Source organism: Ilyobacter polytropus DSM 2926 (assembly GCF_000165505.1).
Taxonomy (GTDB): domain Bacteria; phylum Fusobacteriota; class Fusobacteriia; order Fusobacteriales; family Fusobacteriaceae; genus Ilyobacter; species Ilyobacter polytropus.
In genome coordinates, this window is record NC_014632.1 from 1,996,420 (window position 1) to 2,023,013 (window position 26,594).

Genomic DNA, 26,594 nt, shown 5'->3' on the forward strand with positions numbered 1-26,594 from the left:
TATTAGAAGGAGTGGTATCTTTTGCCAACCAGATGATAGAGTTTCTAGGTATAGGAGAAAATACAATAAACGAACTTACAATCGTGGCCGGCTACAACAAACACGGGGAAAAAGAGAGCTTCGAGAAGCTGACTATCAAAAAAGGTGAAATTATCTCCATCGTAGGACCTACAGGCAGCGGAAAGAGCAGACTTTTAGCTGATATAGAATGGGGAGCTCAGGGAGACACGCCTACAAAAAGAAGCATCCTTATAAACGGTGAAGGTATAGACAAAACTTCAAGATTTTCTTCTGGAAACAAACTCGTTGCTCAGTTGTCTCAAAACATGAACTTCGTAATGGACCTAACTGTCTTTGAGTTTTTAGAACTTCACGCCAAAAGTAGAATGGTAGAAGATGAAGAAGATGTCATAAACAAGATCTTTGATAAAGCCAATGAACTTGCAGGAGAAAAATTTAAAAAAGAAACCCCTATAACAAGTCTAAGCGGCGGACAGTCGAGAGCCCTTATGATCGCAGATACGGCTATTTTAAGTACTTCTCCTATAGTCCTTATAGATGAGATAGAAAATGCCGGAATAGACAGAAAAAAAGCCCTAGATCTGCTTGTTGGAGAGGAAAAAATAGTCCTCATGGCAACTCACGACCCTCTTTTGGCTCTCATGGGAGACAAGAGAATCGTCATCAAAAACGGAGGAATCCATGATGTCATGGATATAATCTCAGAAGAGAGAGATATCCTTCACGAGCTTACAAAACTAGACAATGTCATACAGGGTATGAGAGAGAAATTAAGGCACGGTCATAAGTTAGAACTTTAGTTACAAATTTGATCATGCTGCCAGTTGTGTGGACAGATAAAATACTGAACCGGAAATATGATTAAAAGTCGTCTAGACAGAGACGCCGCAAATGTGAAAAAAATCAGATGTGGCTTTCTCTTGAAAAACAACCGGCTTTTAGAATTATTCTCTGCTCTTCAGAGACAAAGTCTGTCACCAGTTGGCAGCATAGATTTCTTATTTAAAAAATAATTATTTGGAGGTATAAAATATGCACGACGGATGTTCTGGAAAGTTTGAAAACGGAAAACAGGTAGTGGAAAAATTGAGAATGATGGGGTTCAGCGAGCAGCTTATGCCTATCCCTGCTGAGATTCAGTGTATCGACTGCGGAGATTCTATCACCATGGATACATTTGAATACAAATGTCCTAGCTGTGGTATGACCTATGCAGTTACTCCTTGCCACGCCTTTGACGCTACAAACATAATGGCAGCAGGAAAATAATCAAAAAGCTGACTTCGGTCGGCTTTTTTTTATTTTACCCTTTTAATAGATATGTATTTAAGCTACAATGTAAAATATTAACTCGGGGGGGATATGGATGGAAATCAAAAAATTCGGCCTGCTGGGAGAAAAATTAAGTCACAGCTTTTCTCCGGAAATACACAGGCTAATATTCAAGGAACTGGGTATAAATGCTCAGTATGATTTGATTGAGTTATCTAAAGAGGAAATTCCTGAAATCATGAACAAGATAAGAAGCGGTGAGATAAGTGGTGTCAATGTCACCATCCCATATAAACAGGAGGTCATGAAATATCTTGATGAACTTTCTGATGAGGCCAAGGGTATAGGGGCTGTAAATACCATCACCATGAAAAACGGTAAACTTACAGGATTTAACACCGACTACTGGGGATTTAGATTCACTCTTGAAAAAATGAACTTGTCATTAAAAGACCAAAAATCTGTAGTTTTAGGAGGAGGAGGTTCTGCCAGGGCTGTTATTAAATCTTTATTAGATTTAAAAAGCTCTGTGAGTTTGGTATCAAGATCTCCTGAAAAAGCTAGAAAGGAATTCTCTGACTTTAAAGAATTAACAACGATCTCCTATGATGAACTGAGAAATTTAAAAGGAGAGCTCATTGTCAATACGACTCCTGTGGGAATGTATCCAAACTCTGGCAAATCTCCGGTAGACCAGAAAGTCGTTGAAAATTTTTTAAGTGCAGTGGACCTGATATACAATCCTGAAGAAACTCTTTTTCTTTCCTATGCAACTAACAGAGAGAATGGACTGTATATGCTCGTGGGCCAGGCTGTAAAGGCACAGGAAATATGGTTTGATAAAAAATTAGAGAATTTTGATTCCGTATACGAGGATACGCACAGTATCGTATACAAAAAACTATAATTTTAAGTTAAATAAGAGTATTTTATAAAAATTAAACTGGAGGTCGATCCGTGAAAAAAAGAAGAGAAGATTATATCGGCTGGGACGAATATTTCATGGGCATAGCTCTACTTTCAGCAAAAAGGAGTAAAGATCCTAGTACCCAGGTGGGGGCTTGTATTGTAAACAAGGAAAATAAGATTGTAGGGGTGGGGTACAATGGTTTTCCCAAAGGATGTTCAGATGATAATTTCCCTTGGGACAGAGAGGGGGAGTTTCTCGAAACAAAATACCCATTTGTAATGCATGCCGAACAAAATGCAATCCTAAACAGCATAAAAAAGCTTTCTGACTGCACAATATATGTGGGTCTTTTCCCGTGTCACGAGTGTGCCAAATCCATAATACAGAGCGGGATAAAAGAGGTAGTTTTTCTCTCAGATAAATATGACGGAACAGATTCAAATAAGGCTTCTAAGATGATGTTTGATTCTAGCGGAGTAGTCTACAGAAAACTCAACTTATCAGAAATAAAGATTGAAATATCATTTAAAGAAGAAGATATTTAAGTTGGTAACAAATGTTACCGACTTTTTCTTTTTTTATAACTATAATAAGATTGTAATAAAGATTGCTTAGGAGGTAAACAATAATGATAGATATGCTTAAAAAAATGTTTAAAAAGGGGGAAAATAAAGAAATGGAAATGTTTTGTTTTCAATGTCAAGAAGCAGCAGGTGGAGTAGGATGTTCGAAAGTAGGAGTTTGCGGAAAACAGCCTTCAACTTCAAACTTTCAGGATCTTCTTATATTTACAGCTAAAGGTATAGCAAACTACAGTTCACAGGTGAGAAAAGCCAAAGGTGGAGAAACTTGCGGAGAGGAAAAACCTTGCAATGAATTAAACAGATATCTTATAAATTCACTTTTCATTACTATCACAAATGCGAACTTTGATGATGAAGCTGTAAAAGCTGAGATCAAAAAAGGTCTTTTTTTAAGAGATACTATCAAAACAAAATTAGGGGAAATGGGTGTAGAATTAGACGATAAATTCGAAAACAGCCTAATGACTACTTGGAAATATGAAAATGATGCACAGGCTCTTGAAGTCGCTTCTAAAGTAGGAGTAAAAAGTACTGAAAATGAAGACGTAAGATCTTTGAGAGAATTAATAATATACGGATTAAAAGGTATGGCTGCTTATGCTGAGCATGCTATGAATTTAGGTAAAGTAAATCCAGAGATATTCGCCTTTATCGAAAAAGCACTTCTTGCAACTGAAGATGATTCACTTACTGCAGAGGAACTTACTGCACTTACACTAGAAACAGGTAAATTCGGAGTGGCTGCTATGGCTCTTCTAGATGAAGCAAACACTTCTAAATATGGTAACCCTGAAATCACTAAGGTAAACATCGGAGCTGGAAAAAATCCTGGTATCCTTATTTCTGGACATGACCTTAGAGATATAGAGGACCTTCTTGCTCAGACAGAAGGTACAGGAGTAGACGTATACACTCACTCTGAGATGCTACCTGCTCACTACTACCCTGCATTCAAAAAATATGACCATTTTGTAGGTAACTACGGTAATGCTTGGTGGAAGCAAAAAGAAGAATTTGAGGCTTTCAACGGCCCAATTGTATTTACAACAAACTGTATCGTTCCTCCGAAAGATGGAGCTAAATATGCAGACAAGGTATTCACTACAAATGCTGCTGGGTTCCCTGGATGGGACAGAGTAGCTGTAAAAGCTGACGGAAGTAAAGACTTTACAAATGTTATAGAACTTGCTAAAAAATGCGCTGCTCCTACTGAGATCGAAACTGGAGAAATCGTCGGTGGATTTGCCCACAACCAAGTCTTTGCACTAGCTGATAAAGTAGTAGAAGCTGTAAAATCAGGAGCTATCAAAAAGTTCTTTGTAATGGCTGGATGCGACGGAAGAATGAAATCAAGAGATTACTATACTGAATTTGCTGAAAAACTTCCAAAAGATACTGTTATACTAACGGCTGGTTGTGCAAAATACAGATACAACAAGCTTGAGCTTGGAGATATCGGAGGAATACCTAGAGTATTAGATGCAGGACAGTGTAACGACTCTTACTCACTTGCACTTATAGCTCTTAAATTAAAAGAAGTATTTGAACTTAATGATATAAATGAATTACCTATTGCTTACAACATTGCATGGTATGAGCAGAAAGCTGTAATTGTACTGCTAGCTCTTTTACACCTTGGAGTTAAAAATATCCACTTAGGACCTACACTACCTGCATTCCTTTCACCAAATATCGTGAATGTTCTTGTGGAGAACTTTGGTATCGGCGGTATCTCAAGTGTAGACGAAGATATAAAAATGTTTTTAGGAAACTAATTATAAAAAGCAAATTTCTATTTATGTAAATATATTTAGCGTTACCCTCCCTAAAAAAAGACCTTCCCGTTTCGGGAAGGTCTTTTTGTCATATCTCTTGTTCTTTTGAAGTGACAGGCAACTCTTTCAGCCTTTTGAATTCTGAAAAAACAAAATAAGAGGTGAATACAGCTAAAATAAAATCTGTCACAGGAGCCGCCATCCAAACTCCCTTTAAGCCAAAATATTTTGGCAGAAAATATAACATAGGAAGCATAAGCCCAAACTGCCTAAGCATATTTATAAGTGTTGTAATCTTTGCCTTGCCAACTGCCTGAAAATAACTACCTCCTATTGTATGAAAACCCATAAAAAGAACCATACTAAAAAATATCCTGAGAGCGTTTTCTGTAAGAATAAAAAGTTCGGGATCATTTTTTATAAAGGGGGTTATGAGAATATTCGGAATAAACATAGCCATAATAAACCCTGTCGCAGATACTAATAAAGCGGTTTTTAAGGATATTTTGTATGCCTCTCTTACCCTGGTATATATCCCGGCTCCATAATTGAACCCAAGTATAGGCTGACTACCCTGGTATATCCCAACTAACGGCATAAAAAATAGTGTACTTAGACTGTTGATTATCCCAAAGGCAGCAATGGCTATGTCCCCACCATATATATTTAGATTTTTATTTATAAAAATAACCACTATGGAGTTTGACATCTGCATTATAAATGGTGCCACCCCTATACTGGCAATCTCTTTTATCACTGTGAAATCTAGTTTCAGATTTTCGACCCTAAAGGTTATCTTGCTTTTCCCCCCTACAAAATGATACAGCTGTAAAAAAGCCGCAATTACATTGGAGATTACTGTAGCTAATGCCGCTCCTTTTATTCCCATGCCAAAAACAAAAATAAACAGGGGGTCTAAGACTATGTTTAGGCCACAGCCGATTATACTCATGGTCATGGCAGTTTTTGGGTTACCTTCTCCCCGTATTATATGGTTCATCCCTATAAACATAAGCTGAAAAGGACTTGCAAAAAATATAATTGACATATAACTCTTAGCATAAGTTATATTATTTGGAGTGGCACCGAATAAACTTAGTATCTCGTCTAAAAAAGCCAGTCCCGTCACAGAAAAAATAATTCCTATTATCACAAAGAGAGCTATAGCATTCCCCAATATTTTTTCTGCATATTTTTCCTTTCTGGCCCCTAAACTTATAGATATAAGGGATCCTCCTCCCATTCCCACAAAAAGTCCCGTAGCCAAAATAAGGGTAAACAACGGAAGGGTTATGCTGAGTCCCGCTATGGCAAGACGTCCTACTCCAAAACTTATAAATATCCGATCCACTATATTGTATAGTATGTAAACCAAGCTTCCTGCAAGGGCTGGAATTGAGTATTCCCACAAAAGTTTAGGGATACTTTCCTCTTCTAGCCTTCTTCTTTTATCCATAAAAATGCCTCCTAGATATGTATACACTCAATAATAAAATCGCCCCAATAAAAAATTGCAGGTAGATACCTACAATTTTTTTATAAAGACAACGATCATTTATGTTCTAGATTTATTTTCTCTTTTTCAGCTTATCCATAAAACCCTTGAACCCTTTTTTAGCTCCAGTGACATCTTTCATCTCACGCTGTTCCTTGTGGTAGTTTGACCAGTTGGGATTATTTTTCATATTTTTCTTTACCTGTTTCATATATTTATAAGTATTTTTACTCATATTATATTTGTTTTTAATGTTATTTTTGATATCTACCATGGTCTGGCCTGCATCTTTAAAAATTGTGAGTACTTTATTGATCGCCTGTTTGGACTTGGTGTATTTATAGACCTCTTTACAATGAGGGCATCTGTACTTTGCAGGTTTATCCATTATTTTCATTTTTTTCTTACACTTAGGACATTTTATAACTAATTTTTTCATAACACTACTCCTTTTTATAGGATCTCTTCAAATTCCCATATAAGCTGCTCTTTTATCTCTTCATATCCTTCTAGGGTCTCTATTTTGACATTAGTTCCATAAAGTTTGATTTCGAAGTCCCCTATTTTCCTAGACAAATTATCTTTTCTCACCTTTTTTCTGGAAAATATAAAGGCTCTTTTCTCTATTTCACCCTCAACATCTACTAAAAGCATCCCTTTTCTGAACCCTACAATTTTAACATTGAGAGCCTTTTCCTCTACAGCCTTTTTCTCTCTTCTTTCTTTTCTAGCCTCTGCATTTTGCCTTTTGTTTTCAGTGGCTGCGTTAAATTTTTTAGTCTCTTCTATCCTCTTAGACTTTCTCATCTTTTTTAACTTTCCAAAATCTTTTCCTTTAGGTTTATCTTTGCTGACATTTTTTCTCATTTTTCCTCCAAAATTTTCATACTCTTGAAAGTACATTATACTTCAAAAACCATTTTTCTTCAACTAATACTCTTTTAAACTTCATTTCCGTATTGAAATAATTATTCTATTTCACTTCTGAAGTTGTTGTTGACACTGGGATTTTGCGATATAGTCTCAGATGAAAATATTTTATTTTTATCTATGTACATATAAGTCTATTTAATTCCTAAAAAATAATTTATTGTCTTTAGTTTTACCAAAAATTATATTATAATTGTCTGGTACCATATAATCTAAAAGTACCTAATATATAAACACTACTCAAAAAAAGGAGTTTTTATGAAAAATAAACTTGAAACCGGCGATATAAAAAAACTTCTTGTGGAGTTTGCCATCCCCTCTATAATAGGTTCTACCATAGTCATGCTCTATACAATAATCGACCGTATTTTTATCGGTCAGAGACTAGGAGCAGAAGCCCTCGCAGGTGTCACCCTCACCTTCCCCTTTGCACAGCTTTCTGTAGCAGCCTCTATACTCATAGGTATGGGATCTAGTGTCCTCATATCAATAAAACTCGGTGCCAAAAAAAATGATGAAGCAGAGGAGATACTAGGAACTCAGGTTCTCATGTTTCTTTTAATGTGTACCTCTATCGTCATTATAGAAGAAGTTTTTCTGATAAAATTTCTAAATATCAGCGGTGCTACAAAAGATACCCTAGAATACGCCGTAAGTTATGCCCGGGTCTTTATCCCAGTTATTTATTTCCAGTCCTTCACCTATGGCCTGAATGGAGTTGTGCGGGCTCAGGGGCTTCCCAAGCTTGCAATGAAGGTCTCTGCAATTGGTGCAGTTACAAATGTCATTCTTGACTATATATTTTTATACATCCTAAACATGGGTACCTTCGGAGCGGGGCTTGCGACTCTTTTAGCCACAGCTTTCGCCTCATGCTTCAACCTTTATTTTTTCATATACGGAAAAAGTAAAATAAAGCTTTTACTGAAAAACCTCAAAATCAGAAAAGACTATATGCTGGATATGCTAAAACTCGGGGCGTCTCCTTCTCTTATCCAGCTGTCAAACAGCCTGGTCACAGGAATATACAATAATCAGCTTAAAAATTTTGGGGGTTCTCCTGCCATTGCAGCCTTTGGAGTAATGACCACCATATTATCCCTTGTTATAATGATCAATATCGGCCTTTCCCAGGGGATGCAGCCTATTGTGGGGTTCAATCTGGGAGCAAAAAATTATTCAAGAGTTATAAAAACCTTCAAACTGACCTTTTATGCCGGTTTTATTATTTCAACAGTCTTACTCTTTATAATAGGATTCTTCCCAAAAACAATAGTGAGAATCTTTGTAGATGACCCAGAAACTATAGCGGTGGGAAAAACGGCTCTAAGACTCGGACTGTGTGTAATCCCTCTTACTACTGGAAGTATTATTATATCCAATTTCTACCAGGCTATAGGGGATGCAAAACGATCTATTATTTTCAGTATCCTAAGAAAAATTATAATAATAATTCCTGCCCTTATTTTCCTTCCAAAACTTTTGGGAATAAATGGAATATGGCTCAGCAGACCATTTTCAGACACAGCCTCATTTATGATAATGGGAATCTTTGTGATAAAAACTCTGAAAAATATGAAGAGTTTTTCTATTGAAAAAAATAAAGAATAAAAAACAGCCGTTCTAATGGCTGTTTTTTATTCTTTCAATTGATAATAATGATCATTTAAGATTGTTTATTTGGATAAACAAGACTATTATTTTTAATTTCTCTATTTATCTTTTAATATTCCAAATAATTTCTTGCTGCCAAAATCATATACTCTTTCTCTAACTCAGTTCTGAAACCTGATTTTATAGACAATTTCTCAAGTTTTTCCTTCTCTACCTTTACAAAGATCTCTACCAACTCTCCATCCAACTGACTTCCTGAAATTCCTCTTAATATTTCAATGGCTTCTTTGTGAGTTGCCCTTTCTTTGTATATCCTATCTGTCGTCACTGCTGAATAAGTGTCTGCAACAGCTATAATCTTGGATTCTATAGGAATCTCATCCCACTTCAGACGGTAATAACCGTTCCCGTCGATTCTCTCATGGTGATACTTGATCCAAGGCAGAATCTTGTCAAAGACTTCAAAAGATTCTAAAATACGACTTCCGTACTCCACATGTTTTTTGATCTGGTCATACTCATCTTCATCCAAGGGAGTTCTTTTGTTGAGAATCTCTCTTGGAACAAGTATTTTTCCTATGTCGTGAAGGAGGGCTGCCTGTATGAGATCACTCTTTACTATACTAGATTTCCATTTTTCAGGAAGATTATCATATATAGCTTCTACCAAATCGGCCACATGCTGAGAATGACCACTGGTATAATTGTCCCTCAGTTCAACTACCCCCACTAGTCCACTTACCATTTCTAAGTGAAAGGATTCTATGGAAAAAAAAGTTTTTCCCAATATCAATAATATTATATAGACAAAGAAACCACCTATAAAAAGCAACAATGAAATCATGTTTAGACCAAGTGTGTTTTCTGGCTGTGATAGAAAGAGATATACTAGTTCGAACATGTATGAAAAAATAAAAGAAATCAAAAGACCGAAAACTGTGAGGTACATATAGTGATTAACCTCTGTCTTCATAACCTTACTTATAAAATTTACCTTTTTAAAATTTTTAAATAATTAAATGTTCCTAAAAACAGAAATAAAAGTCCCACCATAACCAGCATAGAATTTATATCTAGCATATAAACACCTCTCTGTTGAAATATATATTCATTCATTAAATTTAGTATCAGACTAAATATACTTACTTTTAATTTTAATTAATTCCTTTTAAGCTAAGCTATTATTTTTATAATCCTCTAATGGACTCCTTAGTTAACTGGAATTGGTGCTTGAAATAATTTTTTATAAATTACTGACTTTATTTGAACCTGTTACTTTTCTCTTGAAAGAAAAGTAACCAAAAGTTCAAGAATTTTCAAATGTCTAGGAAGTAGATATTTCTTTTATCGCCTTTGTAAGCTACAGTCCTCGGTTCCCTGCGGAACTTATTCTGTAGGACGGCTGAGCGCAGGTTCTTTCCTGTATAAGCCCTGCGACTTGAAATTCAAAAAAAATAAAAAATACTCCTATAGCTATGTTTAGATTTATAATATTAAAAATCTTTTGATCTACTTGGCCATTGATAAAATCAGCGTTAAGAATGACTGAGAGAAATCTCTAGAAAAAATCAACTGTTTGAGCAAAGCGAGTTTTGATTTTTACTTAGATTTCCGAAGGCATTTAGCTTATTTTTCACAGGCCTTGATTTTTGGTTACTTTTCATCAAGGAAAAGTAACGGAACTTTGGATAAATCCAATGCTTTAATTTGAAATAAAGCCAGCAACTTATATTATTTAAGTAAAGACGAATCTTTTAATTTTATGATAATATGTTAAAATAAAATAACAAATAAAATACCTTATCAAAACAGGAGGGATCTCATGGTTATAGACCTTCACAATATGACCTGTAATGACGCCATCAGATTTTTTATAACTAAATATAATGAGCTTTATAAAAACGGCTACAGAGGAAGTATAGAGGTTATTCACGGATACGGCTCCCATGGTGAAGGAGGTGTCATAAAAAAAAGACTGCGGAAATTTCTACTAGAAAATAAAAGTTCTTTGAAATTTACCATTAATGCCAACCCAGGGGTTACATTTGTCGTACCTGTTAAGGCCATACCACAGATGAAAAATGAAATTTCAAAAGATATTCTAGAATTTTGCAGGGAAAATCCAAAATCCTTGGATAAGATAAAGGGAAACTTCTTTAAAAAATATACTAACAGGGAAATTTTAGCCACAGTGAAATCTCTTGTAAAAAAAGGTGAGCTAGAAAGTTTTTTCAAGAAAAACCACGAGGTTTACCTGGCAAAATAGGACGTACTCACCTTAGTAAATTTTTTATAAATTAAAAGGATGGTAGAAAAATGATCTTAGTTATATCTCCTAGCAAAACAATGGATTTTGATTCTGAGACTATTGAAATTTCTAACTCAGTTTCTTTAAATAAAAAAACAAATAAAATTTTGGAAAAGCTGAAAACTTTTTCTAAAGGTGAGCTGTCTAAAACTATGAAACTCAAGGGAAATCTACTGGAAAAGACTTATCTGAATATTCAAAATTTTGAGGATAACTTTTCTAAAAAAGCAATTTCAGCATATACCGGGACTGTATTCAAAGAAATAGAATATGAAACTTATTCAAAAGATGAGTTAAGTTTTCTAAATGAGCATCTTATTATTCTGTCGGCATTTTACGGAATATTATCTCCCTTTGATCTGATTTTCCCCTATAGGCTAGATCCCACCATGAAAATTTTTAAAGAGCTCTCCCTTTATGACTACTGGAAAGATTTTATTGCAGAAAAGTTAGTACAAATTTTCCAAGATGGAGATGAAGAATTTTTAATTAACCTGGCTTCATCTGAATATATAAAGATGATTGATAAAAAAAAATTTAAGCATACTGTCATCGATATTGAATTCAAGGAATTTAGAAATAATAAGTACTCCTCTATAAGTACCTATGCAAAAAAAGCCCGGGGAATAATGACAGACTATATAATAAGAAAAAAATTAAGCCTTCCAGAAGAGATAAAACTTTTTGACAAGGATGGATATTCATTTAACAAAGAGCTGTCCTCAGAAACCAAATACGTATTTACCAGATAGATTTTTATGTGATTTTCTCTTGAAACTAAATTTTTGGAACAAAATACTGCTTACAGAAAGAGGAATAAATGAAAAAATTATTGTTTTTATTTTTGACCGTATACACATTTACATTTGCTATCACAGACTTTCCATCTCTCAAATGGAAGGACGGAGAATTTGATATACTCATGTCTTTTCCTGGTATAGGGGAGGATCTTAATTATCTTCAGGATACAAAAATTCTTTCTAAGGAAAATCCAAAAGAAAAAATAAATTCGTATAAATTTCATCTTAAAAATGAAACTCTTTACAAAATCGAAGTAATTTTTGATTCTTCCAGTGTTGAAAGAGATGATATCAAAAAAATCTATGAAACTTTAGAAAAAACAATGGGAAATCCAGTATCGAAAGATCCTATCAATATTAATCTCGGAAGTATAAGTCTACGTGGTAATTCAGTCACCTTTTTTCCAGATAATAAAACAACTGTATTTCTAAAGGGAATTGATACACTCGATAAAAATAATACGATGATTAATTCTCAGTTAATTCTCGAATATTGGGACAATGAGATATTGAATATAATGAAGGAATAACTAAAAAAACAAAAATCTAAATACTAAATAATGCTTATAACAAAAAAAGAGTGCTAAGCACTCTTTTTATTATTGATGTTATACACGATAAGCGAAGTAAATACTAAGATCATTCCAAGTACACTTATAAAATTTGGACTTTCTTCTGGAAGCAAGTTCCAGCTGATCACAGCTCCTAAAACTGGTATTATAAATTTTAGCATATTTAATTCAGAAACTTTCATTCCCTCTATCTGTATTGCAATAAACCAAAGGGAGAATGCAGCAGCAGAAACAAAGGCAAGCCATAAAAGACTCATATAAAATTCTTTGGGAAGATTAAAAACTTCGATATTGTAACTCTGTTCAAAAATCCGACCCATCAAAAGTAGCATAGAACCTCCCCAAAGCATCTGGTTAGAAGTAAGAAATCTTCCATCAATTCCCCCTTTTATCTGAGCGACCTTTATGTTGGCATAACTAGAAAGAGATGAGTTCATCAAAAGCAGAAATATGCCCATGGCCTCTTTTCTGCCCACAGGAGTTACAGGCTTGGTATTTAAAATTATAACCCCTATACCCAGAATTCCCAAAAGTATGCTCATAAACTTCATCCTGTCCATTCTATCGTTGTCCATTATAAAATGAGTCATCACAGCAGTTATAAGAGGACCGGTACCTATTATTATAGCAGCAGTGGCTCCGCTCACATATTTCATAGCCGTATAATAAAGAGCATATCCTATACCGACATTTAAAAGGGCTACATAGGTTATTACTTTTCTATGAGTTGCCAGAAGAACAAATAAATTTTTCCTCCAGCAAAATGGAATAAGAATAATTCCAGCCAAAGTAAACCTCATCCCTGCAAATGTAAGGGGTGCGGGCACATACTTAAATCCTATTTTGACCCATGCAAAGGCACTAGACCACAAAAAACAAGCCAAAATCCCCATAATAATACCGTGATGTTTCTTTAGAGTCACTCAATATCACCTGTCCTTTTTATTTTGTACCTTATTTTACATCAACTTTATATCAAAAGATATCTTTTTCAAAAAATAAAAAAAAGAACCTAAACGGTTCAAATAATGGCGGGAGTGACGAGACTCGAACTCGCGACCCCCGGCGTGACAGGCCGGTGCTCTAACCATCTGAGCTACACCCCCATTAGGTATATATCTATAAAAAAATATGGTGGTCGCAACAGGACTTGAACCTGTGACCCCCTGCTTGTAAGGCAGGTGCTCTCCCAACTGAGCTATGCGACCTTTGGTGGTGCCCAGAGGCGGAATCGAACCACCGACACGGGGATTTTCAGTCCCCTGCTCTACCGACTGAGCTATCTGGGCATATGGCGGAGGATGAGAGACTCGAACTCTCATGGCTTTTACACCGCCGGTTTTCAAGACCGGTGCCTTACCAATTAGACTAATCCTCCATTATGGTACCCCGTAGGAGAATCGAACTCCTCTCTCCAGAGTGAAAATCTGGTGTCCTAACCGATGGACGAACGGGGCATGAGTGGTGGATCCAGCTGGAATCGAACCAGCGACCACTCGGTTATGAGCCGAGTGCTCTAACCAACTGAGCTATGGATCCATAAATGGCGTGCCTGAAGAGATTCGAACTCCTGACCCACGCCTTAGAAGGGCGTTGCTCTATCCAGCTGAGCTACAGGCACATATTATGGTGCGTCACACAGGGATCGAACCTGTGACAACACGATTAAAAGTCGTGTGCTCTACCAACTGAGCTAGTGACGCATGGAGCGGGAAACGAGGGTCGAACTCGCGACATTCAGCTTGGAAGGCTGACGCTCTACCAACTGAGCTATTCCCGCATGTTTTGGTGGCGGGGGCAGGATTTGAACCTACGACCTTCGGGTTATGAGCCCGACGAGCTGCCAGACTGCTCTACCCCGCGCTATGAAATTTGTATGGTGCCTGGGGCGGGAATCGAACCCGCACGACCCTAGAGGTCACAGGATTTTAAGTCCTGTGCGTCTACCAGTTCCGCCACCCAGGCGTTTATTTTTGTCCCTTGAGGACAGGAATAATAATATCATAAATACAAAGTGTCGTCAACACTTTTTTTATTTTTCCAACAAAAATTTTTAAACTCACATACCTTGCAGTGATTTACTTCCTTTTTTTCATATTCATCAAAATTAAAAACTTCAATGTTTTCAATGGTTTCACTTAGAAAGCTTTTGTTTTTTTCGTGAAGTTCATCATCATATTTTACAGTGAAATTTTCCTCAGAATATTCCGTCTGATAATAGATCATCTCAATATTTTTTATTTTTCGAATATTTTCAAATACAGATTTATAGTTTTCTTTCAACAAATAAAGATATATTTTTGTCTGAAGGGATTCCTCTATACTCTTCTTAGAAATCTTTCTCTTGTTTGTTTTAAAATCAACTATCTGCACCCTGCCGTTTGGCTTCAATATTATAAGATCGTACCTTGCCATCAATCTTATTTTTTCAGCATTTTCTCTTATTTCATATTCTGAAAAATATCTACAATTAGCCTCTATCGGATATTTCTCTTTAAGTTTTTCAAAAAGTTCTTTAAGCTCTTTTTCTTTAATATAATTTACATCTGTATCTATTTCCTTAAAATATCTTTCAGCAAGAAGATGAAATTTGTTTCCTTTTTCAAAACTACCTTTTAATGTTTCGTCATCTGATCCGTAAAGTCCGTCAAAATATCTGTATCTGAATTTTAACGGGCACTGCATAAATGTAACTATAGAACTCTGAGTGTATAGAAAATTTTTATCCTTTCTTACGTCTCTCATATCTTTTCTGCCCCTCTTCTATTAATTTGTTGATTTCTCTAAAATAAAATATATCAGAGTCTCCGTTGCAGCTTATAACCAGGTACTCTTTTGCTCTGGTGATTCCCACATAAAGCAACCTTATACTCTCTGATATTCTCTCACTTTTTCTCTTTAGGGTTATGTTTTCATACTTTTTATTTATAAATGTCTTTCTGAACTCATCCTCTAGATAGTCGCCCGGATAAACATATGGCTCCTTCAGATACTGCTGCCTGCCATAGTCATTGTCGGAAAGATAAACTGGAAAACTGTCTGAATTTACATTGAACAACCAGACCATGTCCCACTCCATTCCTTTGCTCTTATGATAAGTGGTAAGAGTTATATTGTATTTCTCTTTCGGCAACTCTTCAGTCTCTGATTCCACTGCCTTTGCTAAATAAGTGAATTCACTTCCCCTGCTTTTTTTCATCTCCAAAGACAGGTCAAATAAGGTCCACCTGGGATTTAATTTAAATATTCTTTTTAAATCCAAAGATATTTTTTCTATGAGAAGAAGTTGATCTGCTTCAAAAGAATAAATATCCCCTATAAATAGCAGCAGTTTTTCCAGAGAGTTTTGTGGAAACTCCAAAAGTAACTTTAGTTTTTTTATATTTTTCTCAAAATTTATCCACCATGATGCAGTTGTGAATTTTTCAGGTATATTAAGATCGTTTCTTCTGTAAAAAATATTTTCCAAGTTTATTCCTTTGAGATAAGGTATAAATTCCTGAAACTCTTTTCCCTCTATACCCTCCATAAGATGCCCCTGGATGAGAGTTATAAGCCTCCTGTTGTCAAAGGGTTTAGAGAGGAAGGCCAACAGATCTCCCATGAATTCAAGGGTTTCTAAAAGATTTTCCGATATATCCGCAAGTACCTGAAATTTTACCTGCTTTCTTTTTAGGACTCTTCCCGCCTTTTCTATCTGAAAGTTTTTGGGAAAAAGCACTGCAGCTTTTTTATCGGGATACTTCTTTGAAAAGGCCTCTATAAAGCTCCCCATCCTCTCTAGCTCTTTATCCTCTGTTTCCTCTATAAATGTTTTTATACCATAGGTATCAACCTTGGGATTGTAAGGTGAACTTCCCTTGTCCACCTCTTTAATCATCTGCTCTGCAAGGGCAGATCTAGCCTCTTTCAGAGGGTGCTCTCTCCTCACATAATCTACAAAAAAATTGGCCAAATCTAAAATTTCACGGCTGCTTCTGCCTGCTGTAAACATCTCTGTCACAGGGTTTGCCTTTAAGAAGCTTTTAAACAATTTGGGTGATGATGATGTAAAGGTAGAAAGAATACTCTGATTCAAGTCCCCTACCTTTACTAAGTTTCCGTTGCTTATAAGTTTTAGTATCTTATTCTGAAGATAGTTGCTGTCCTGAGCCTCATCTTCAAATATATACTTAAACTTATTTTTATAACTTTCACAGAGTTCAGCATCTTCACTGAGTATTTTGTGGCACAGATATAGTAAGTCATCATAGTCTAAAAATCCCTCTCTTTTACAGAGTTTGTCGTACCGCATGTACACCTCTCCAGCTATTTTTAGAAGGCTTCCCTTTGCGTATTTTTTAGTTTCACTGTGAAGTCTTTCAGGAGAGATGCTTAAGTTTTTAACCTTTGATATAAGCCTCAAAATTATTCTTATTAGCTCATCATTCCATTTTTTGTGTGATTTTTCTGATATTTCAGAAGTCTCTATGAAATAATCTATCTCATTTTGATTGTCTTTTTTATAGTCATTTATGGCCATAGATATAAGATGGTACATATTTGAATTAGTTATCGTCTTATATTCATTGGACAGACCTATTTTATAGAGGTTATCCCTCAATATTTCATTGGTAAGCTTATGGATGGTCATTACCTGAAATTTGTTTTTAAAATTTGTTTCAGAGCTTAATATTTCACTTATTCTGTTTTTAAAGTTTATAACAGAGGAGTTCATGTATGTTAGTATTAATATCTCCTCTCCATCCTTCAGCTCTTTATCTATGAGTTTCGCCGCTAGATGGCTTAGGATGAAAGTTTTCCCTGCACCAGGGACTGCTGGTATTCCAAGTCTTCCCTCTCGGTACTCTAATATTTTTTTCTGTTCTTCCCTGTAGTCTATATTCATAAAGAACTCCCTTTTTTCTCGAGATCATATTTGAATTATATTGAATATTATTGTAATTGGCAACTTTCAAAGATAATACTTTTACATTTTTAATAACTTATACTCTCATAAAATCTAAATCTTCTTCCCAGTCAAAGTTAGTAATCCCTAAACCTGCTCCATAGTGAAACCTCTCTCCAGAGATACATCTCAAATATTCAAATTCAGCTCCGTAAGAGGTAGTCCCTTCTACGTCTGCATCATCAAAATCCACAAAGGCTCTCCCCACATGACCCTTAACTAAAAAGTCATTTGTGATTTCTGATCCATAAGCAATGGAACTTCCTAAAGTTAAAGCTCCAATCAGTATTTTTTTCATTTTTAATTTCTTAAATTTTTACAAAATTTTACATTCTATAAGATTTCTGATAACTTAGTATATATATTTCAATTGATTGCAAAGGAAAAACGTTAATTTTATTGTATTGTTTATTTAATGAAACAAAATATATTTTAACAGGAGGCAAAAATCATATGAAAAAAATTATTACAATTATTTCAATGCTTTTTCTGATTTCACTATCATCTTTTTCTCAGGAAAAACCCTTGGTTGTAGGTATGGAGCTGGCTTATCCTCCATTTGAGATGACTGATGCAAAGGGAAATCCCACAGGAATAAGTGTAGACATGGCAAAAGCTTTAGGAGAATACCTCGGAAGAGATATTGTTATCGAAAACATGGGTTACGGCGGACTGATCCCGGCCCTCAAAACTAAAAAAGTAGACATTATTCTCTCGTCTATGACTATCACAGATCAGAGAAAAAAATCCATAAACTTCTCTGACCCATATGCAAAATCGTATCTTACTCTTCTTGTAAGTAAAAGATCTCCAGTAAAGAGACCTTCAGATCTAAATACCAGAGGAGTTAATATTGCTGTAAAAAAAGGAACTACAGGTCACGTTGTTGCAACCAAGTTATTTCCAAAGGCAAATATAATGGTATTTGAAAAAGAATCTGTTTGTGTTCTTGAAGTAACACAGGGAAAGGCAGATGCCTTTATATATGATCCATTAACTGTATTTAAAAACTGGAAAAAAAATCCAAATACAACAAGACCTATCTTTGATCAGTTCCAAAAAGATGTTGAATACTGGGGTGTAGGATACAGACACGGTGAAGATGCCTTAGGAAGAGAGATCAATGGATTTATAAAAGAGTTCAAAGAGAGCGGTGGTTTTGACAAACTTGCTGAAAAATATCTCACTGAACAGAAAAAAACATTTGATGAAAAGGGACTTCCTTTCTTCTTTTAACTACTACTCTAAATAAATCTATTGCAGAAAGGATTTTTTATGGAAGATACTCTGAAAAAATGTAAAAAAAACTGTAACAATAAAAATTTCAAAATAAACCCGAAAAGAATTTTTTTCAGGGAAAATAGAGAGATAGAAGCCTCTAAAACCGTTGAAATAATAAATATAGTAATTATACTTGCAATTATTTTTGCTATTTTTAATTATGCATTCGGAAGGCTTGAATACAACTATATGTGGAAAGAAACCATAGTGGACTACAGATACAAGTTTATAAAAGGATTTTGTATAACAATTATAATTTCTTTTTTTTCACTTTTCTGCAGTCTAGTCATAGGTACAATGATGGCAATAGGACAAAGGACAACCTTCTTACCTGTATATTATTTCAGCAAATTTTACGTGGAATTTATAAGGGGAACACCTCTTATCGTTCAGATATATCTTTTTTTCTATGTTGTAGGCACAGCCTTTAACATAACTGACCGTTATATCATGGGTATACTCATAATGGCCAGTTTTTCAGGGGCATATGTGGCAGAGATAATAAGATCTGGGATAGAGAGCATCAGTGCAAGTCAGCTTGAGACTGCCAAGGCTCTCGCCTTCACCCCTTTTCAGACTTACGTATATATCATACTTCCACAGGTGGTAAAGAGGATTACACCTCCTCTGGCAGGTCAGTTTGCTTCCCTTATAAAGGATTCGTCTCTGCTCTCCATTATCGCTGTAAATGAGTTTACAAAAAATGTACAGGAAGTCGATTCCTTAACCTTTGCTCCTGTGGAAAATTATTTTATTTTAGCAGTGGGATATCTTTTACTGACATATCCTATATCACACTACTCCAAGTATCTAGAAAGGAAGTTCTCTTATGAATCTTAACATAACAAACCTCACAAAAATATACGGAGAACAGACCGTTCTAGACAAGCTATGCCTAAAGCTAAAAGATGTACACTCTCTTGTTATAATTGGACCTTCAGGAGGAGGTAAATCTACTTTACTCAGAATTCTAGCTGGTCTAGAACCTCCAGAAGATGGTATCATAACCATCAATAACGAGTCGGTTCCCTCTGATGAAAAGGAACTTAGAGATTACAGGAAAGGTGTAGGGGTGGTGTTTCAGGCCTTTAACCTTTTTCCCCATCTTTCGGCCATTGAAAACATAACTCTTCCACTTATAAAAGTCCATAAACTCTCTGAAAAAGATGCCAAAAGTAGGGCCATATCTCTCTTTGAAAGATTTCAATTAGAGGAACACATCCATAAAAAACCTTCACAACTTTCTGGAGGTCAACAACAAAGGGTTGCTATTATACGGGCTATGGCCTTAGATGCCAAGTTTCTACTTTTAGATGAACCCACATCTGCCCTAGACCCTGCCCTGACATCAGAAGTTCTCGACACAATTCTCACCCTGAGGAGAGAGCAAAAGGATCTTATATTGATAACTCATGAAATGGGTTTTGCCAAGAATGTGGCAGACCATATAATCTTTGTGGATCAGGGAAAAGTTTTGGAACAGGGACTTCCTGAAGAGATTCTTAAAGCTCCTAAAACAGACGAACTGAAAGCTTTTCTCGGAAAAACTCTTAAATACTAAAAAGCAGCCTTTTAAAAAGGCTGCTTTTTAAGTTAACTCAAAGGCTATTTACAATTTTTAACAACTACATAATGCTTTTCCAATATTTCAGACTGCTGTTTAGAAATCTAAATTTTCATACAGGAAACTTAGATAAGAACTTCAAGCTACTTTTTATCTTTCTTATTCTTTCTTTTTTTTAGTTCTGTAACAATAAAAACTGAAAGTATCACTATCCCGATTAACAATGGAAATCTCATTATTCTCTCCCTTTTATAATTAAATTTTACTCAAAATAATTTTTTCTTTTTTAATTTCTACCTGAAGCCTTTGAAAAACTTCTTTGACCAGCATCTCATCTTCTATCAAGAATAATTCTTTTTTATTTTTCCTAAAAGATTTTACAAAATATTCTACCTTACATGCCTCAGCCCTTCCAAAAGCCTCCCAGACGCCCTCTATACCAATTGGCTTGTGACTTCTGGTGTATTTTGCTCCACGTCCCTCTAGATGCTCTATATATCGTTTCTGCCAGTCTCTGGCTATCCCTGTATAGAGTGAGTTGTCCTGGCACCGGAGAATATATATGTAATAAGGCACTTTCTTTCCCAAGCTCACCACCTCTACACTATGATACATTCTCATTGACAAAAAATCAAATTTGAAATTTATACAAAGGTTTTTTTTAGACAGCTGGGTATATTATTTTTAGTCTAATTTTAAAGGAGGGGTAGCATGTTGACTGAAATATACGACCCACTAAAAGGGGAAATGTTCCAGGTAATGGACCAGACAGGAACAATAGTCAATAAAGATTATATGCCTGAAATTTCCGACGAGCTTATCTTAAAAATGTACCGAACTATGATGCTCTCGAGGACACAGGATGAAAAATCACTTCAGTATCAAAGACAGGGAAGAATGCTTACATTTGCACCGTCTATGGGACAAGAAGGAGTCCAGGTGGCAAGTGCCGCGGCAATAGAAAAAACTGACTGGGTGTCTTCTGCATTTCGTGAAAATGCCACATGGCTCTGGTTGGGACAACCTATGGAAAATCTTTTTTTATACTGGATCGGAAGTGAAGAAGGAAGTAGAATCCCAGAAGACGTTAACTTACTTCCTATAGCCGTTCCTATAGGAACCCAATGCAACCACGCAGTGGGAATAGGTATGTCAATAAAATTCAGAAAACAGAATTCTGTTGTTTTGGCTTATATCGGAGACGGGGGTACTTCAGAAGGGGAGTTTTATGAGGCCATAAACTATGCCGGCGCCATGAATACTCCGAACATCTTTATTATACAAAACAACCAGTTTGCAATAAGTACCCCGAGATCTCTTCAGACAAAGGCAAAAACCCTGGCACAAAAAGGCGTTGCAGCTGGAATCCCATGTATACAGGTAGACGGAAATGATATCTTTGCTGTTTATGCAGCTGTAAAAGAGGCTGTGGAGAGAGGAAGAAACGGAGAAGGACCTACCCTTATAGAGGCTGTCACATACCGAATAGGTCCCCACACTACCGCTGATGACCCTACAATATACAGAACAGATGAGTATCACCAGGAGATGCTAAAAACTGACCCTATTATAAGAACAAAAAATTATATGATTGAAAAGGGAATCTGGGATGATGAAAAAGAAACTTCACTCAAAGAGGAGCTTGAAAATTTGGTGGAAGAGACATTTAAAAAAATAGAGCAGACTCCCGATACATCTTTAGAGGATATATTCAAATACACCTATGCCGAAATGACGGAAAATCTCAAAGAACAGTATGAAGAATACAAGGCATTTCTCCAAAGGAGGGATAAATAATGGCAGTTTTAAACAATATAGAGGCGTTAAACCAGTCTCTCATGCAGATGATGGAAACCGACGATACAATAATAGTATTCGGAGAGGATTCAGGATTTGAAGGAGGAGTTTTCAGGGTTACAAAGGGACTTCAGGAAAAGTTTGGAAAAGAGCGATGTTTTGATACCCCCCTTACTGAAGCTGGGATAGTAGGATCAGGTATCGGTATGGCTATCACAGGTCTAAAGCCAGTTGCCGAGATACAGTTTCAGGGATTTGTATTCCCTGCAATGAATCAGATTATGATTCACGCTGCTCGGATGAGAAATCGAAGCCGTGGACGATTTACTGTACCGATGGTCATAAGGATGCCCTACGGAGGTGCTGTAAGAGCCTTAGAGCATCATTCTGAGAGTATAGAGGCACTCTTTGCACACATCCCTGGACTAAAGGTTGTAATCCCTTCAAATCCCTATGATACAAAGGGTCTTATGATTTCAGCTATAAAAGACCCTGATCCAGTTATATTTCTAGAACCCAAGAGACTTTACAGAGCCTTTAAACAAGAAATTCCAGATGAGATCTATGAAGTTCCAATTGGAAAGGCGAGGGTTTTGCAAGAGGGAGAAGATATCACAGTGGTGGCATGGGGAGCCATGATTCCCGAATGTCAGAAGGCTATAACTATGCTAAAGGAAAATAATGTCAGTGTCGATCTTATAGACCTTCGGACAATCTCTCCAATAGACAAAGAAACCATCTCTCAGTCTGTGAAAAAAACAGGAAGATTTTTGGTTGTTCATGAGGCTGTAAAATCCTTCGGAGCAGGGGCTGAGCTCATTTCCATTGTCAACGAAAAGGCTTTCCTTAGTCTAGAGGCTCCGCCTAGCAGACTCACTGGATTTGATGTAACTGTGCCTTTAGCCAAGGGAGAGCATCATTTTATTGTAAACCCTGAAAAAATAAAAAATAAAATAATGGAGCTCATCAACTTCTAAAGGAGGGATTCTATGTACCATTTTAAATTTGCAGATATAGGAGAAGGAATCCACGAGGGAAAACTCCTTGAATGGATGGTCAGCGAAGGAGATTCTATAAAAAGCGGAGATTCTCTTTTTCTTGTGGAAACTGATAAGGTCAATGCTGAGATTCCATCTCCTGTAAAAGGTGTTGTTGCCAAACTTATGGCCCAGGTGGGGGATGTTATAAAAGTTGGGGATATTATCGTAGATATAGAGGAAGAAGGATCTTTGCAGGACACCAAACCTCAAAAGAAAGAGCTTGTTCAAGAGTCTGATAAACCCCAAGAAGAAGTTGTAAAAAAAGAAAAAACAGAAGAAAAAGGTGCAGGTGTCGTAGGGGAGATAACAGTTTCTAACGATCTTATCCCTAGCTTCAGCCAAGAAAAATCAGAAAAACCTTCTCTCAGAAAAAAAGTTTTGGCCACTCCGGTAGCGAGAAAAATGGCAAAAGATTTAGGAGTGGACATAACCTTAGTAAAGGGAAGCGGTACAATGGGAAGAGTTATGAAAGAAGATATCAAAAATTTTCACTCTTCAGACAATAAAAAGAAAGAAACAAATCAAAATATTTCTGCTTTAACTTCTAGTCAGTCAGGTTCTATTGAGGAAGTGGAACTTTCAGGCATAAGAAAAACAATATCAAAGTCAATGACACTTTCAAAACAAATAATACCACACACCGTACTCATGGATGAGTTTGACGTGACTTCTCTTGTGGAGTTCAGAAAGGAAGCTAAACAAGAAGCTCTTCTTCAAGGGGTAAAACTTACATACATGCCTTTTATTATAAAAGCTGTCACCATCGCACTGAAAGAGTTTCCTTTATTTAACTGCGTATATGATCATGAAAATGAAAAGCTGCTATTTAAGAAATTCTACAATATAGGTGTGGCTACAGATACCCCTGAGGGTCTCATGGTCCCTGTGATTAAAAATACAGACCATATGGGTCTATTAGAGACGGCAAAAGAAATGAACAGGCTTGTAGAGGCCTCTAAAAATAAAAAGCTTACCCTTGATGATATAAAAGACGGGACATTTTCCATTACAAATTACGGAGCTATAGGTTCTTTATTTGGTACTCCTATAATAAAGCATCCTCAGGTTGCCATCCTTGGGATAGGTAGAGTTAATAAAAAGCCCGTGGTTTCTGAAGAAGGGAATGTTGAAGTAAGAGATATAATGCCAATATCTATGGCTGTTGATCACAGAATTATAGACGGGGCTGATGCAGGTCGTTTTGCAGAAAGACTCAAGCAACTTCTTTCTAACCCAAAACTTCTTCTCATGAGTTAGGAGGTGTAAAATGGATTATGATATCATCGTTTTAGGAGGAGGGCCAGGCGGTTATGTTGCCGCTATAAAAGCCGCTCAGATGAACGCAAAAACAGCTATTATAGAGATGGGTAATTTTGGAGGTGTTTGCCTTAACTGGGGGTGTATACCCACGAAAACCCTCTTGAAAAGTGCAAAGGTTTACCAATACATACTGAACTCTTCAAAGTACGGAATAGATATAGACGATCTCTCTAATGTAAATATAAATTGGGAGAAGATGCTTCAAAGAAAAAAAGATGTTGTAAAAAAGCTTACCTCTGGAGTGGAGTTTCTCCTAAAAAACAATAAAGTGGATATTTATAGAGGATTCGGAAATGTTATTGATAAAAACAGTATAGAGGTCAACGGAAATCGATTGAGCTGCAAAAATATCATTCTTTCCACAGGATCTTCCCCAAATATACCGGAAATTCCAGGAGTAAAAGATGGCTTAAAAAGCGGTTTTGTAATAACAAGCAAAGAGGCATTAGAACTTCTAAAAATTCCTGAAAAACTTGTTATTCTCGGTGGGGGAGTTATCGGTGTTGAATTTGCTACTTTATATAGCTCTCTCGGAACAAAGGTCACCATAATACAGAATATGGACCGAATCTTGGAGTTTATGGACCATGATGTAATAAACGAGATGGAAGATATTCTTCTAGGTTTAGGGGTTGAGATTCTTTATAATACATCCATTGTCAAAGTAAACAAAACTGATCTAACTATAAAAGACAAAGATGGTGAACGAGATATAGATGCAGATAATCTTTTAATTTCAATAGGAAGATATGCAAATATGAAAGGGCTTGAAAAACTTAATTTAGAGACATATAGAAGGGGAGTTAAGACAAACGAAAAGTTAGAAACCAATATTCCAGGTGTATACGCAATTGGAGATTTGAATGGGGTGTTTAATTTGGCCCATGTGGCTTCCGCTGAGGGTATTATCGCTGTGGAAAACATCATGGGAGAAGATAAAAAAATTGACTACAGAAAGGCTCCAAATTGTATATACAGTTTTCCAGAAATGGCAGCGGTTGGATACAACGAGGTGGATGCAAGAAATAAATTCAAAGATATTATTGTTTCAAAATTGCCACTTTCAGCCAATGGAAAAGCTCTAGCTGAAGGTGAAAGTACTGGATTTATAAAAATAATCGCTGATAAGGAATATGGGGAGATTATAGGGGTTCATATTATAGCACCTACAGCTACGGACATGGTTTCTGAGATAGTTACCACAATGGAGTTAGAAGGTACTATCTATGATGTTGCTAGAGTCATACATCCTCATCCCACTATATCAGAGCTTGTCATGGAAGCTGCTCACGGTGCAGTTCATAAAAATAAAGATACTTAAAAAAGGTGCTTTTGCACCTTTTTTAATAAAATATACAATCTATTATATCTTCTTTTTTTATATCATAAAAATATTTTTGAATATCTACATCTTTAATACAGTCGGCTAATTCTTTTTCATTAAATCTTTTTCCTGTTAAAACTTTTTCAATTTCTTCTGTCCCCCTATACCCTAAAAAATCACCATAAATTTTTATTTCATCAATTCTTCCTTCAGAAACATTAATTCTTATATCCAGTTCTCCTCCATCATATCTTTTTCTTTTAGATATCTTAAATTCCGGTGATTTTCCAAAATTCCAGTCCCAATCTCTATATTTTTCTTTTGCCAGATTTTCAACGGCTAAATTCTCTGTATCTGACAAAATATAATTCCTAGCCCCCTCCATCAAGATATTTGAAATCAATATTTTTTTAAATTCCTCTATCATTAGCTTTTCTTTCAGATAGGGATAGATATTTGTAACTCTGCTTCTGACAGATTTTATTCCCTTAGACTCTATCTTATCATATTTTACATTCAAAACTTTTCCAAGTACAGACAAGTCAGCATCAAAAAGAAGCGTACCATGATGCAACATGCGATTTCCAAAATAATACTGGGCATTACCTGATATTTTTTTTTCATCTATAACTATATCATTTCTTCCTGAAAACTCAGCTTCTACCCTCAAAAGCTTCAACACGTTTACAACTGGTTCAGTAAATTTTTTATAGTTATTTACATTCTCTCTTTTTCCATCTGTTATAAAGGTAAAATTAAGGTTTCCATTGTCATGATATACAGCACCCCCTCCAGAAAGCCTCCTTACCACATTGACGTTGTTTTTATTGACATATTCATGATTTATTTCCTCGTGTGTATTTTGGTTCCTTCCCACCACAACTGTATTCTCATTCTGCCAAAAAATTACAATATCTCCCTCTATATTTTTCAATGCATATTCTTCAAGGGCAAGGTTAAAATACGGATCTTTACTTTCATTAATTATATTAAACATCTAACTTCCCCCCGATCTTTTTTTATAATATACATTTTAAAA

26 protein-coding genes and 11 tRNA genes are annotated in these 26,594 nt (G+C 35.8%); 16 read left to right on the forward strand and 21 right to left on the reverse strand.

Going from position 1 to position 26,594, the window contains the following annotated elements; genetic code table 11:
• Positions 1-32 precede the first annotated feature (32 nt).
• From ILYOP_RS09475 to hcp, 5 genes are all read left to right on the forward strand, one after another.
• Positions 33-821, forward strand: coding sequence for an ATP-binding cassette domain-containing protein (locus ILYOP_RS09475; RefSeq protein ID WP_245546523.1), 789 nt, complete (start codon positions 33-35; stop codon positions 819-821).
• Positions 822-1,053: 232 nt separating this feature from the next.
• The gene (locus ILYOP_RS09480) at positions 1,054-1,290 is read left to right on the forward strand and encodes a hypothetical protein (protein WP_013388299.1); all 237 of its coding nucleotides are present in this window, start codon (positions 1,054-1,056) and stop codon (positions 1,288-1,290) included.
• A gap of 97 nt (positions 1,291-1,387) precedes the next feature.
• Positions 1,388-2,200, forward strand: a complete 813-nt coding sequence (gene aroE, locus ILYOP_RS09485) for a shikimate dehydrogenase (protein WP_013388300.1) — start codon at positions 1,388-1,390, stop codon at positions 2,198-2,200.
• A gap of 95 nt (positions 2,201-2,295) precedes the next feature.
• Positions 2,296-2,748: a deoxycytidylate deaminase gene (locus tag ILYOP_RS09490; RefSeq protein ID WP_049774889.1), complete on the forward strand. Its 453-nt coding sequence runs from the start codon at positions 2,296-2,298 to the stop codon at positions 2,746-2,748.
• Between the two features lie 83 nt (positions 2,749-2,831).
• Positions 2,832-4,562, forward strand: a complete 1,731-nt coding sequence (gene hcp, locus ILYOP_RS09495; protein WP_013388302.1) for a hydroxylamine reductase — start codon at positions 2,832-2,834, stop codon at positions 4,560-4,562.
• Between the two features lie 88 nt (positions 4,563-4,650).
• Here the strand turns inward: hcp and ILYOP_RS09500 are convergent, their stop codons facing one another.
• The 3 genes from ILYOP_RS09500 to ILYOP_RS09510 all read right to left on the reverse strand — a co-directional run bounded on the left by ILYOP_RS09500 (position 4,651) and on the right by ILYOP_RS09510 (position 6,924).
• Positions 4,651-6,018 (reverse strand): MATE family efflux transporter, encoded by a 1,368-nt coding sequence (locus ILYOP_RS09500; protein ID WP_013388303.1) that lies wholly within the window; start codon positions 6,016-6,018, stop codon positions 4,651-4,653.
• 112 nt (positions 6,019-6,130) lie between these two features.
• The gene (locus ILYOP_RS09505) at positions 6,131-6,496 is read right to left on the reverse strand and encodes a hypothetical protein (RefSeq protein WP_013388304.1); all 366 of its coding nucleotides are present in this window, start codon (positions 6,494-6,496) and stop codon (positions 6,131-6,133) included.
• Positions 6,497-6,510: 14 nt separating this feature from the next.
• Positions 6,511-6,924, reverse strand: coding sequence for a hypothetical protein (locus tag ILYOP_RS09510; RefSeq protein ID WP_013388305.1), 414 nt, complete (start codon positions 6,922-6,924; stop codon positions 6,511-6,513).
• A gap of 321 nt (positions 6,925-7,245) precedes the next feature.
• Here ILYOP_RS09510 and ILYOP_RS09515 point away from each other — a divergent pair, with 321 nt between their 5' ends.
• Positions 7,246-8,598 carry an MATE family efflux transporter gene (locus ILYOP_RS09515; protein WP_013388306.1) on the forward strand — a complete coding sequence of 451 codons (1,353 nt, stop codon included), beginning with the start codon at positions 7,246-7,248 and terminating at the stop codon, positions 8,596-8,598.
• 112 nt (positions 8,599-8,710) lie between these two features.
• Here ILYOP_RS09515 and ILYOP_RS09520 read toward each other — a convergent pair whose 3' ends face one another.
• A complete protein-coding gene (locus ILYOP_RS09520; RefSeq protein WP_013388307.1) occupies positions 8,711-9,574 on the reverse strand; it encodes an HD-GYP domain-containing protein in 864 nt (287 codons plus the stop codon).
• A gap of 849 nt (positions 9,575-10,423) precedes the next feature.
• Here ILYOP_RS09520 and ILYOP_RS15520 point away from each other — a divergent pair.
• The 3 genes from ILYOP_RS15520 to ILYOP_RS09535 all read left to right on the forward strand — a co-directional run bounded on the left by ILYOP_RS15520 (position 10,424) and on the right by ILYOP_RS09535 (position 12,239).
• The gene (locus ILYOP_RS15520; RefSeq protein ID WP_013388308.1) at positions 10,424-10,867 is read left to right on the forward strand and encodes a Smr/MutS family protein; all 444 of its coding nucleotides are present in this window, start codon (positions 10,424-10,426) and stop codon (positions 10,865-10,867) included.
• 50 nt (positions 10,868-10,917) lie between these two features.
• Complete coding sequence (locus ILYOP_RS09530) at positions 10,918-11,661, forward strand: YaaA family protein (RefSeq protein WP_013388309.1); 744 nt, start codon at positions 10,918-10,920, stop codon at positions 11,659-11,661.
• Between the two features lie 68 nt (positions 11,662-11,729).
• The gene (locus ILYOP_RS09535) at positions 11,730-12,239 is read left to right on the forward strand and encodes a hypothetical protein (protein ID WP_013388310.1); all 510 of its coding nucleotides are present in this window, start codon (positions 11,730-11,732) and stop codon (positions 12,237-12,239) included.
• A 53-nt stretch (positions 12,240-12,292) separates the two neighbouring features.
• Here ILYOP_RS09535 and ILYOP_RS09540 read toward each other — a convergent pair whose 3' ends face one another.
• The 15 genes from ILYOP_RS09540 to ILYOP_RS09610 all read right to left on the reverse strand — a co-directional run bounded on the left by ILYOP_RS09540 (position 12,293) and on the right by ILYOP_RS09610 (position 17,527).
• Positions 12,293-13,204: a DMT family transporter gene (locus ILYOP_RS09540; protein WP_013388311.1), complete on the reverse strand. Its 912-nt coding sequence runs from the start codon at positions 13,202-13,204 to the stop codon at positions 12,293-12,295.
• A gap of 106 nt (positions 13,205-13,310) precedes the next feature.
• Positions 13,311-13,387, reverse strand: a tRNA-Asp gene (locus tag ILYOP_RS09545).
• A 26-nt stretch (positions 13,388-13,413) separates the two neighbouring features.
• Positions 13,414-13,489, reverse strand: a tRNA-Val gene (locus ILYOP_RS09550).
• 5 nt (positions 13,490-13,494) lie between these two features.
• Positions 13,495-13,570 (reverse strand) — tRNA-Phe (locus ILYOP_RS09555).
• A 3-nt stretch (positions 13,571-13,573) separates the two neighbouring features.
• Positions 13,574-13,659 (reverse strand) — tRNA-Ser (locus ILYOP_RS09560).
• A 4-nt stretch (positions 13,660-13,663) separates the two neighbouring features.
• Positions 13,664-13,738, reverse strand: a tRNA-Glu gene (locus tag ILYOP_RS09565).
• A 5-nt stretch (positions 13,739-13,743) separates the two neighbouring features.
• Positions 13,744-13,820, reverse strand: a tRNA-Ile gene (locus tag ILYOP_RS09570).
• A gap of 5 nt (positions 13,821-13,825) precedes the next feature.
• A tRNA-Arg gene (locus tag ILYOP_RS09575) sits at positions 13,826-13,902 on the reverse strand.
• 6 nt (positions 13,903-13,908) lie between these two features.
• A tRNA-Lys gene (locus tag ILYOP_RS09580) sits at positions 13,909-13,984 on the reverse strand.
• A gap of 1 nt (position 13,985) precedes the next feature.
• Positions 13,986-14,061 (reverse strand) — tRNA-Gly (locus ILYOP_RS09585).
• A 6-nt stretch (positions 14,062-14,067) separates the two neighbouring features.
• Positions 14,068-14,144, reverse strand: a tRNA-Met gene (locus ILYOP_RS09590).
• A gap of 14 nt (positions 14,145-14,158) precedes the next feature.
• A tRNA-Leu gene (locus ILYOP_RS09595) sits at positions 14,159-14,246 on the reverse strand.
• A gap of 36 nt (positions 14,247-14,282) precedes the next feature.
• Positions 14,283-15,026 carry a PD-(D/E)XK nuclease family protein gene (locus tag ILYOP_RS09600; protein WP_013388312.1) on the reverse strand — a complete coding sequence of 248 codons (744 nt, stop codon included), beginning with the start codon at positions 15,024-15,026 and terminating at the stop codon, positions 14,283-14,285.
• The gene (locus tag ILYOP_RS09605; protein WP_013388313.1) at positions 15,004-17,169 is read right to left on the reverse strand and encodes an ATP-dependent helicase; all 2,166 of its coding nucleotides are present in this window, start codon (positions 17,167-17,169) and stop codon (positions 15,004-15,006) included. Before ILYOP_RS09605 ends, ILYOP_RS09600 begins: the two co-directional genes overlap by 23 nt.
• Positions 17,170-17,266: 97 nt before the next feature.
• The gene (locus ILYOP_RS09610; RefSeq protein WP_013388314.1) at positions 17,267-17,527 is read right to left on the reverse strand and encodes a hypothetical protein; all 261 of its coding nucleotides are present in this window, start codon (positions 17,525-17,527) and stop codon (positions 17,267-17,269) included.
• A gap of 155 nt (positions 17,528-17,682) precedes the next feature.
• On the opposite strand from ILYOP_RS09610, the gene ILYOP_RS09615 reads away from it, so the two are divergent.
• From ILYOP_RS09615 to ILYOP_RS09625, 3 genes are read left to right on the forward strand one after another with little or no spacing between them, the layout of a single operon-like run.
• On the forward strand, positions 17,683-18,465 hold the full coding sequence (locus ILYOP_RS09615) for a transporter substrate-binding domain-containing protein (RefSeq protein WP_013388315.1): 783 nt from the start codon (positions 17,683-17,685) through the stop codon (positions 18,463-18,465).
• 39 nt (positions 18,466-18,504) lie between these two features.
• Complete coding sequence (locus ILYOP_RS09620; RefSeq protein WP_013388316.1) at positions 18,505-19,350, forward strand: amino acid ABC transporter permease; 846 nt, start codon at positions 18,505-18,507, stop codon at positions 19,348-19,350.
• Positions 19,340-20,071 carry an amino acid ABC transporter ATP-binding protein gene (locus ILYOP_RS09625; protein WP_013388317.1) on the forward strand — a complete coding sequence of 244 codons (732 nt, stop codon included), beginning with the start codon at positions 19,340-19,342 and terminating at the stop codon, positions 20,069-20,071. The genes ILYOP_RS09620 and ILYOP_RS09625 overlap by 11 nt, the downstream gene beginning before the upstream one ends.
• A gap of 258 nt (positions 20,072-20,329) precedes the next feature.
• Here the strand turns inward: ILYOP_RS09625 and ILYOP_RS09630 are convergent, their stop codons facing one another.
• On the reverse strand, positions 20,330-20,662 hold the full coding sequence (locus ILYOP_RS09630) for a GIY-YIG nuclease family protein (protein WP_013388319.1): 333 nt from the start codon (positions 20,660-20,662) through the stop codon (positions 20,330-20,332).
• 123 nt (positions 20,663-20,785) lie between these two features.
• Here ILYOP_RS09630 and pdhA point away from each other — a divergent pair, with 123 nt between their 5' ends.
• The 4 genes from pdhA to lpdA are packed head-to-tail and all read left to right on the forward strand — an operon-like array spanning position 20,786 to position 25,552.
• Positions 20,786-21,871 (forward strand): pyruvate dehydrogenase (acetyl-transferring) E1 component subunit alpha, encoded by a 1,086-nt coding sequence (pdhA, locus tag ILYOP_RS09635; RefSeq protein WP_013388320.1) that lies wholly within the window; start codon positions 20,786-20,788, stop codon positions 21,869-21,871.
• Positions 21,871-22,848, forward strand: a complete 978-nt coding sequence (locus ILYOP_RS09640; RefSeq protein ID WP_013388321.1) for an alpha-ketoacid dehydrogenase subunit beta — start codon at positions 21,871-21,873, stop codon at positions 22,846-22,848. The genes pdhA and ILYOP_RS09640 overlap by 1 nt, the downstream gene beginning before the upstream one ends.
• A 12-nt stretch (positions 22,849-22,860) precedes the next feature.
• Positions 22,861-24,168: a dihydrolipoamide acetyltransferase family protein gene (locus ILYOP_RS09645; protein WP_013388322.1), complete on the forward strand. Its 1,308-nt coding sequence runs from the start codon at positions 22,861-22,863 to the stop codon at positions 24,166-24,168.
• A gap of 10 nt (positions 24,169-24,178) precedes the next feature.
• Positions 24,179-25,552, forward strand: a complete 1,374-nt coding sequence (gene lpdA / locus ILYOP_RS09650) for a dihydrolipoyl dehydrogenase (protein WP_013388323.1) — start codon at positions 24,179-24,181, stop codon at positions 25,550-25,552.
• A 22-nt stretch (positions 25,553-25,574) separates the two neighbouring features.
• Here lpdA and lplA read toward each other — a convergent pair whose 3' ends face one another.
• Positions 25,575-26,552, reverse strand: a complete 978-nt coding sequence (lplA, locus tag ILYOP_RS09655) for a lipoate--protein ligase (RefSeq protein ID WP_013388324.1) — start codon at positions 26,550-26,552, stop codon at positions 25,575-25,577.
• Positions 26,553-26,594 lie beyond the last annotated feature (42 nt).

Excerpts from the sequence above, each read along its gene's own strand:
- ILYOP_RS09645 (WP_013388322.1), top strand. The coding sequence starts at position 22,861 with ATGTACCATTTTAAATTTGCAGATATAGGAGAAGGAATCCACGAGGGA.
- ILYOP_RS09620 (WP_013388316.1), top strand. The coding sequence starts at position 18,505 with ATGGAAGATACTCTGAAAAAATGTAAAAAAAACTGTAACAATAAAAAT.
- ILYOP_RS09615 (WP_013388315.1), top strand. The coding sequence starts at position 17,683 with ATGAAAAAAATTATTACAATTATTTCAATGCTTTTTCTGATTTCACTA.
- ILYOP_RS09500 (WP_013388303.1), bottom strand. The coding sequence starts at position 6,018 with ATGGATAAAAGAAGAAGGCTAGAAGAGGAAAGTATCCCTAAACTTTTG.
- hcp (WP_013388302.1), top strand. The coding sequence starts at position 2,832 with ATGATAGATATGCTTAAAAAAATGTTTAAAAAGGGGGAAAATAAAGAA.
- ILYOP_RS09600 (WP_013388312.1), bottom strand. The coding sequence starts at position 15,026 with ATGAGAGACGTAAGAAAGGATAAAAATTTTCTATACACTCAGAGTTCT.
- ILYOP_RS09535 (WP_013388310.1), top strand. The coding sequence starts at position 11,730 with ATGAAAAAATTATTGTTTTTATTTTTGACCGTATACACATTTACATTT.
- ILYOP_RS09610 (WP_013388314.1), bottom strand. The coding sequence starts at position 17,527 with ATGAAAAAAATACTGATTGGAGCTTTAACTTTAGGAAGTTCCATTGCT.
- ILYOP_RS09520 (WP_013388307.1), bottom strand. The coding sequence starts at position 9,574 with ATGAAGACAGAGGTTAATCACTATATGTACCTCACAGTTTTCGGTCTT.
- ILYOP_RS15520 (WP_013388308.1), top strand. The coding sequence starts at position 10,424 with ATGGTTATAGACCTTCACAATATGACCTGTAATGACGCCATCAGATTT.
- ILYOP_RS09640 (WP_013388321.1), top strand. The coding sequence starts at position 21,871 with ATGGCAGTTTTAAACAATATAGAGGCGTTAAACCAGTCTCTCATGCAG.
- ILYOP_RS09625 (WP_013388317.1), top strand. The coding sequence starts at position 19,340 with ATGAATCTTAACATAACAAACCTCACAAAAATATACGGAGAACAGACC.
- ILYOP_RS09475 (WP_245546523.1), top strand. The coding sequence starts at position 33 with ATGATAGAGTTTCTAGGTATAGGAGAAAATACAATAAACGAACTTACA.
- lplA (WP_013388324.1), bottom strand. The coding sequence starts at position 26,552 with ATGTTTAATATAATTAATGAAAGTAAAGATCCGTATTTTAACCTTGCC.
- ILYOP_RS09490 (WP_049774889.1), top strand. The coding sequence starts at position 2,296 with ATGGGCATAGCTCTACTTTCAGCAAAAAGGAGTAAAGATCCTAGTACC.
- ILYOP_RS09605 (WP_013388313.1), bottom strand. The coding sequence starts at position 17,169 with ATGAATATAGACTACAGGGAAGAACAGAAAAAAATATTAGAGTACCGA.
- aroE (WP_013388300.1), top strand. The coding sequence starts at position 1,388 with ATGGAAATCAAAAAATTCGGCCTGCTGGGAGAAAAATTAAGTCACAGC.
- ILYOP_RS09505 (WP_013388304.1), bottom strand. The coding sequence starts at position 6,496 with ATGAAAAAATTAGTTATAAAATGTCCTAAGTGTAAGAAAAAAATGAAA.
- ILYOP_RS09515 (WP_013388306.1), top strand. The coding sequence starts at position 7,246 with ATGAAAAATAAACTTGAAACCGGCGATATAAAAAAACTTCTTGTGGAG.
- lpdA (WP_013388323.1), top strand. The coding sequence starts at position 24,179 with ATGGATTATGATATCATCGTTTTAGGAGGAGGGCCAGGCGGTTATGTT.
- ILYOP_RS09510 (WP_013388305.1), bottom strand. The coding sequence starts at position 6,924 with ATGAGAAAAAATGTCAGCAAAGATAAACCTAAAGGAAAAGATTTTGGA.
- ILYOP_RS09480 (WP_013388299.1), top strand. The coding sequence starts at position 1,054 with ATGCACGACGGATGTTCTGGAAAGTTTGAAAACGGAAAACAGGTAGTG.
- pdhA (WP_013388320.1), top strand. The coding sequence starts at position 20,786 with ATGTTGACTGAAATATACGACCCACTAAAAGGGGAAATGTTCCAGGTA.
- ILYOP_RS09530 (WP_013388309.1), top strand. The coding sequence starts at position 10,918 with ATGATCTTAGTTATATCTCCTAGCAAAACAATGGATTTTGATTCTGAG.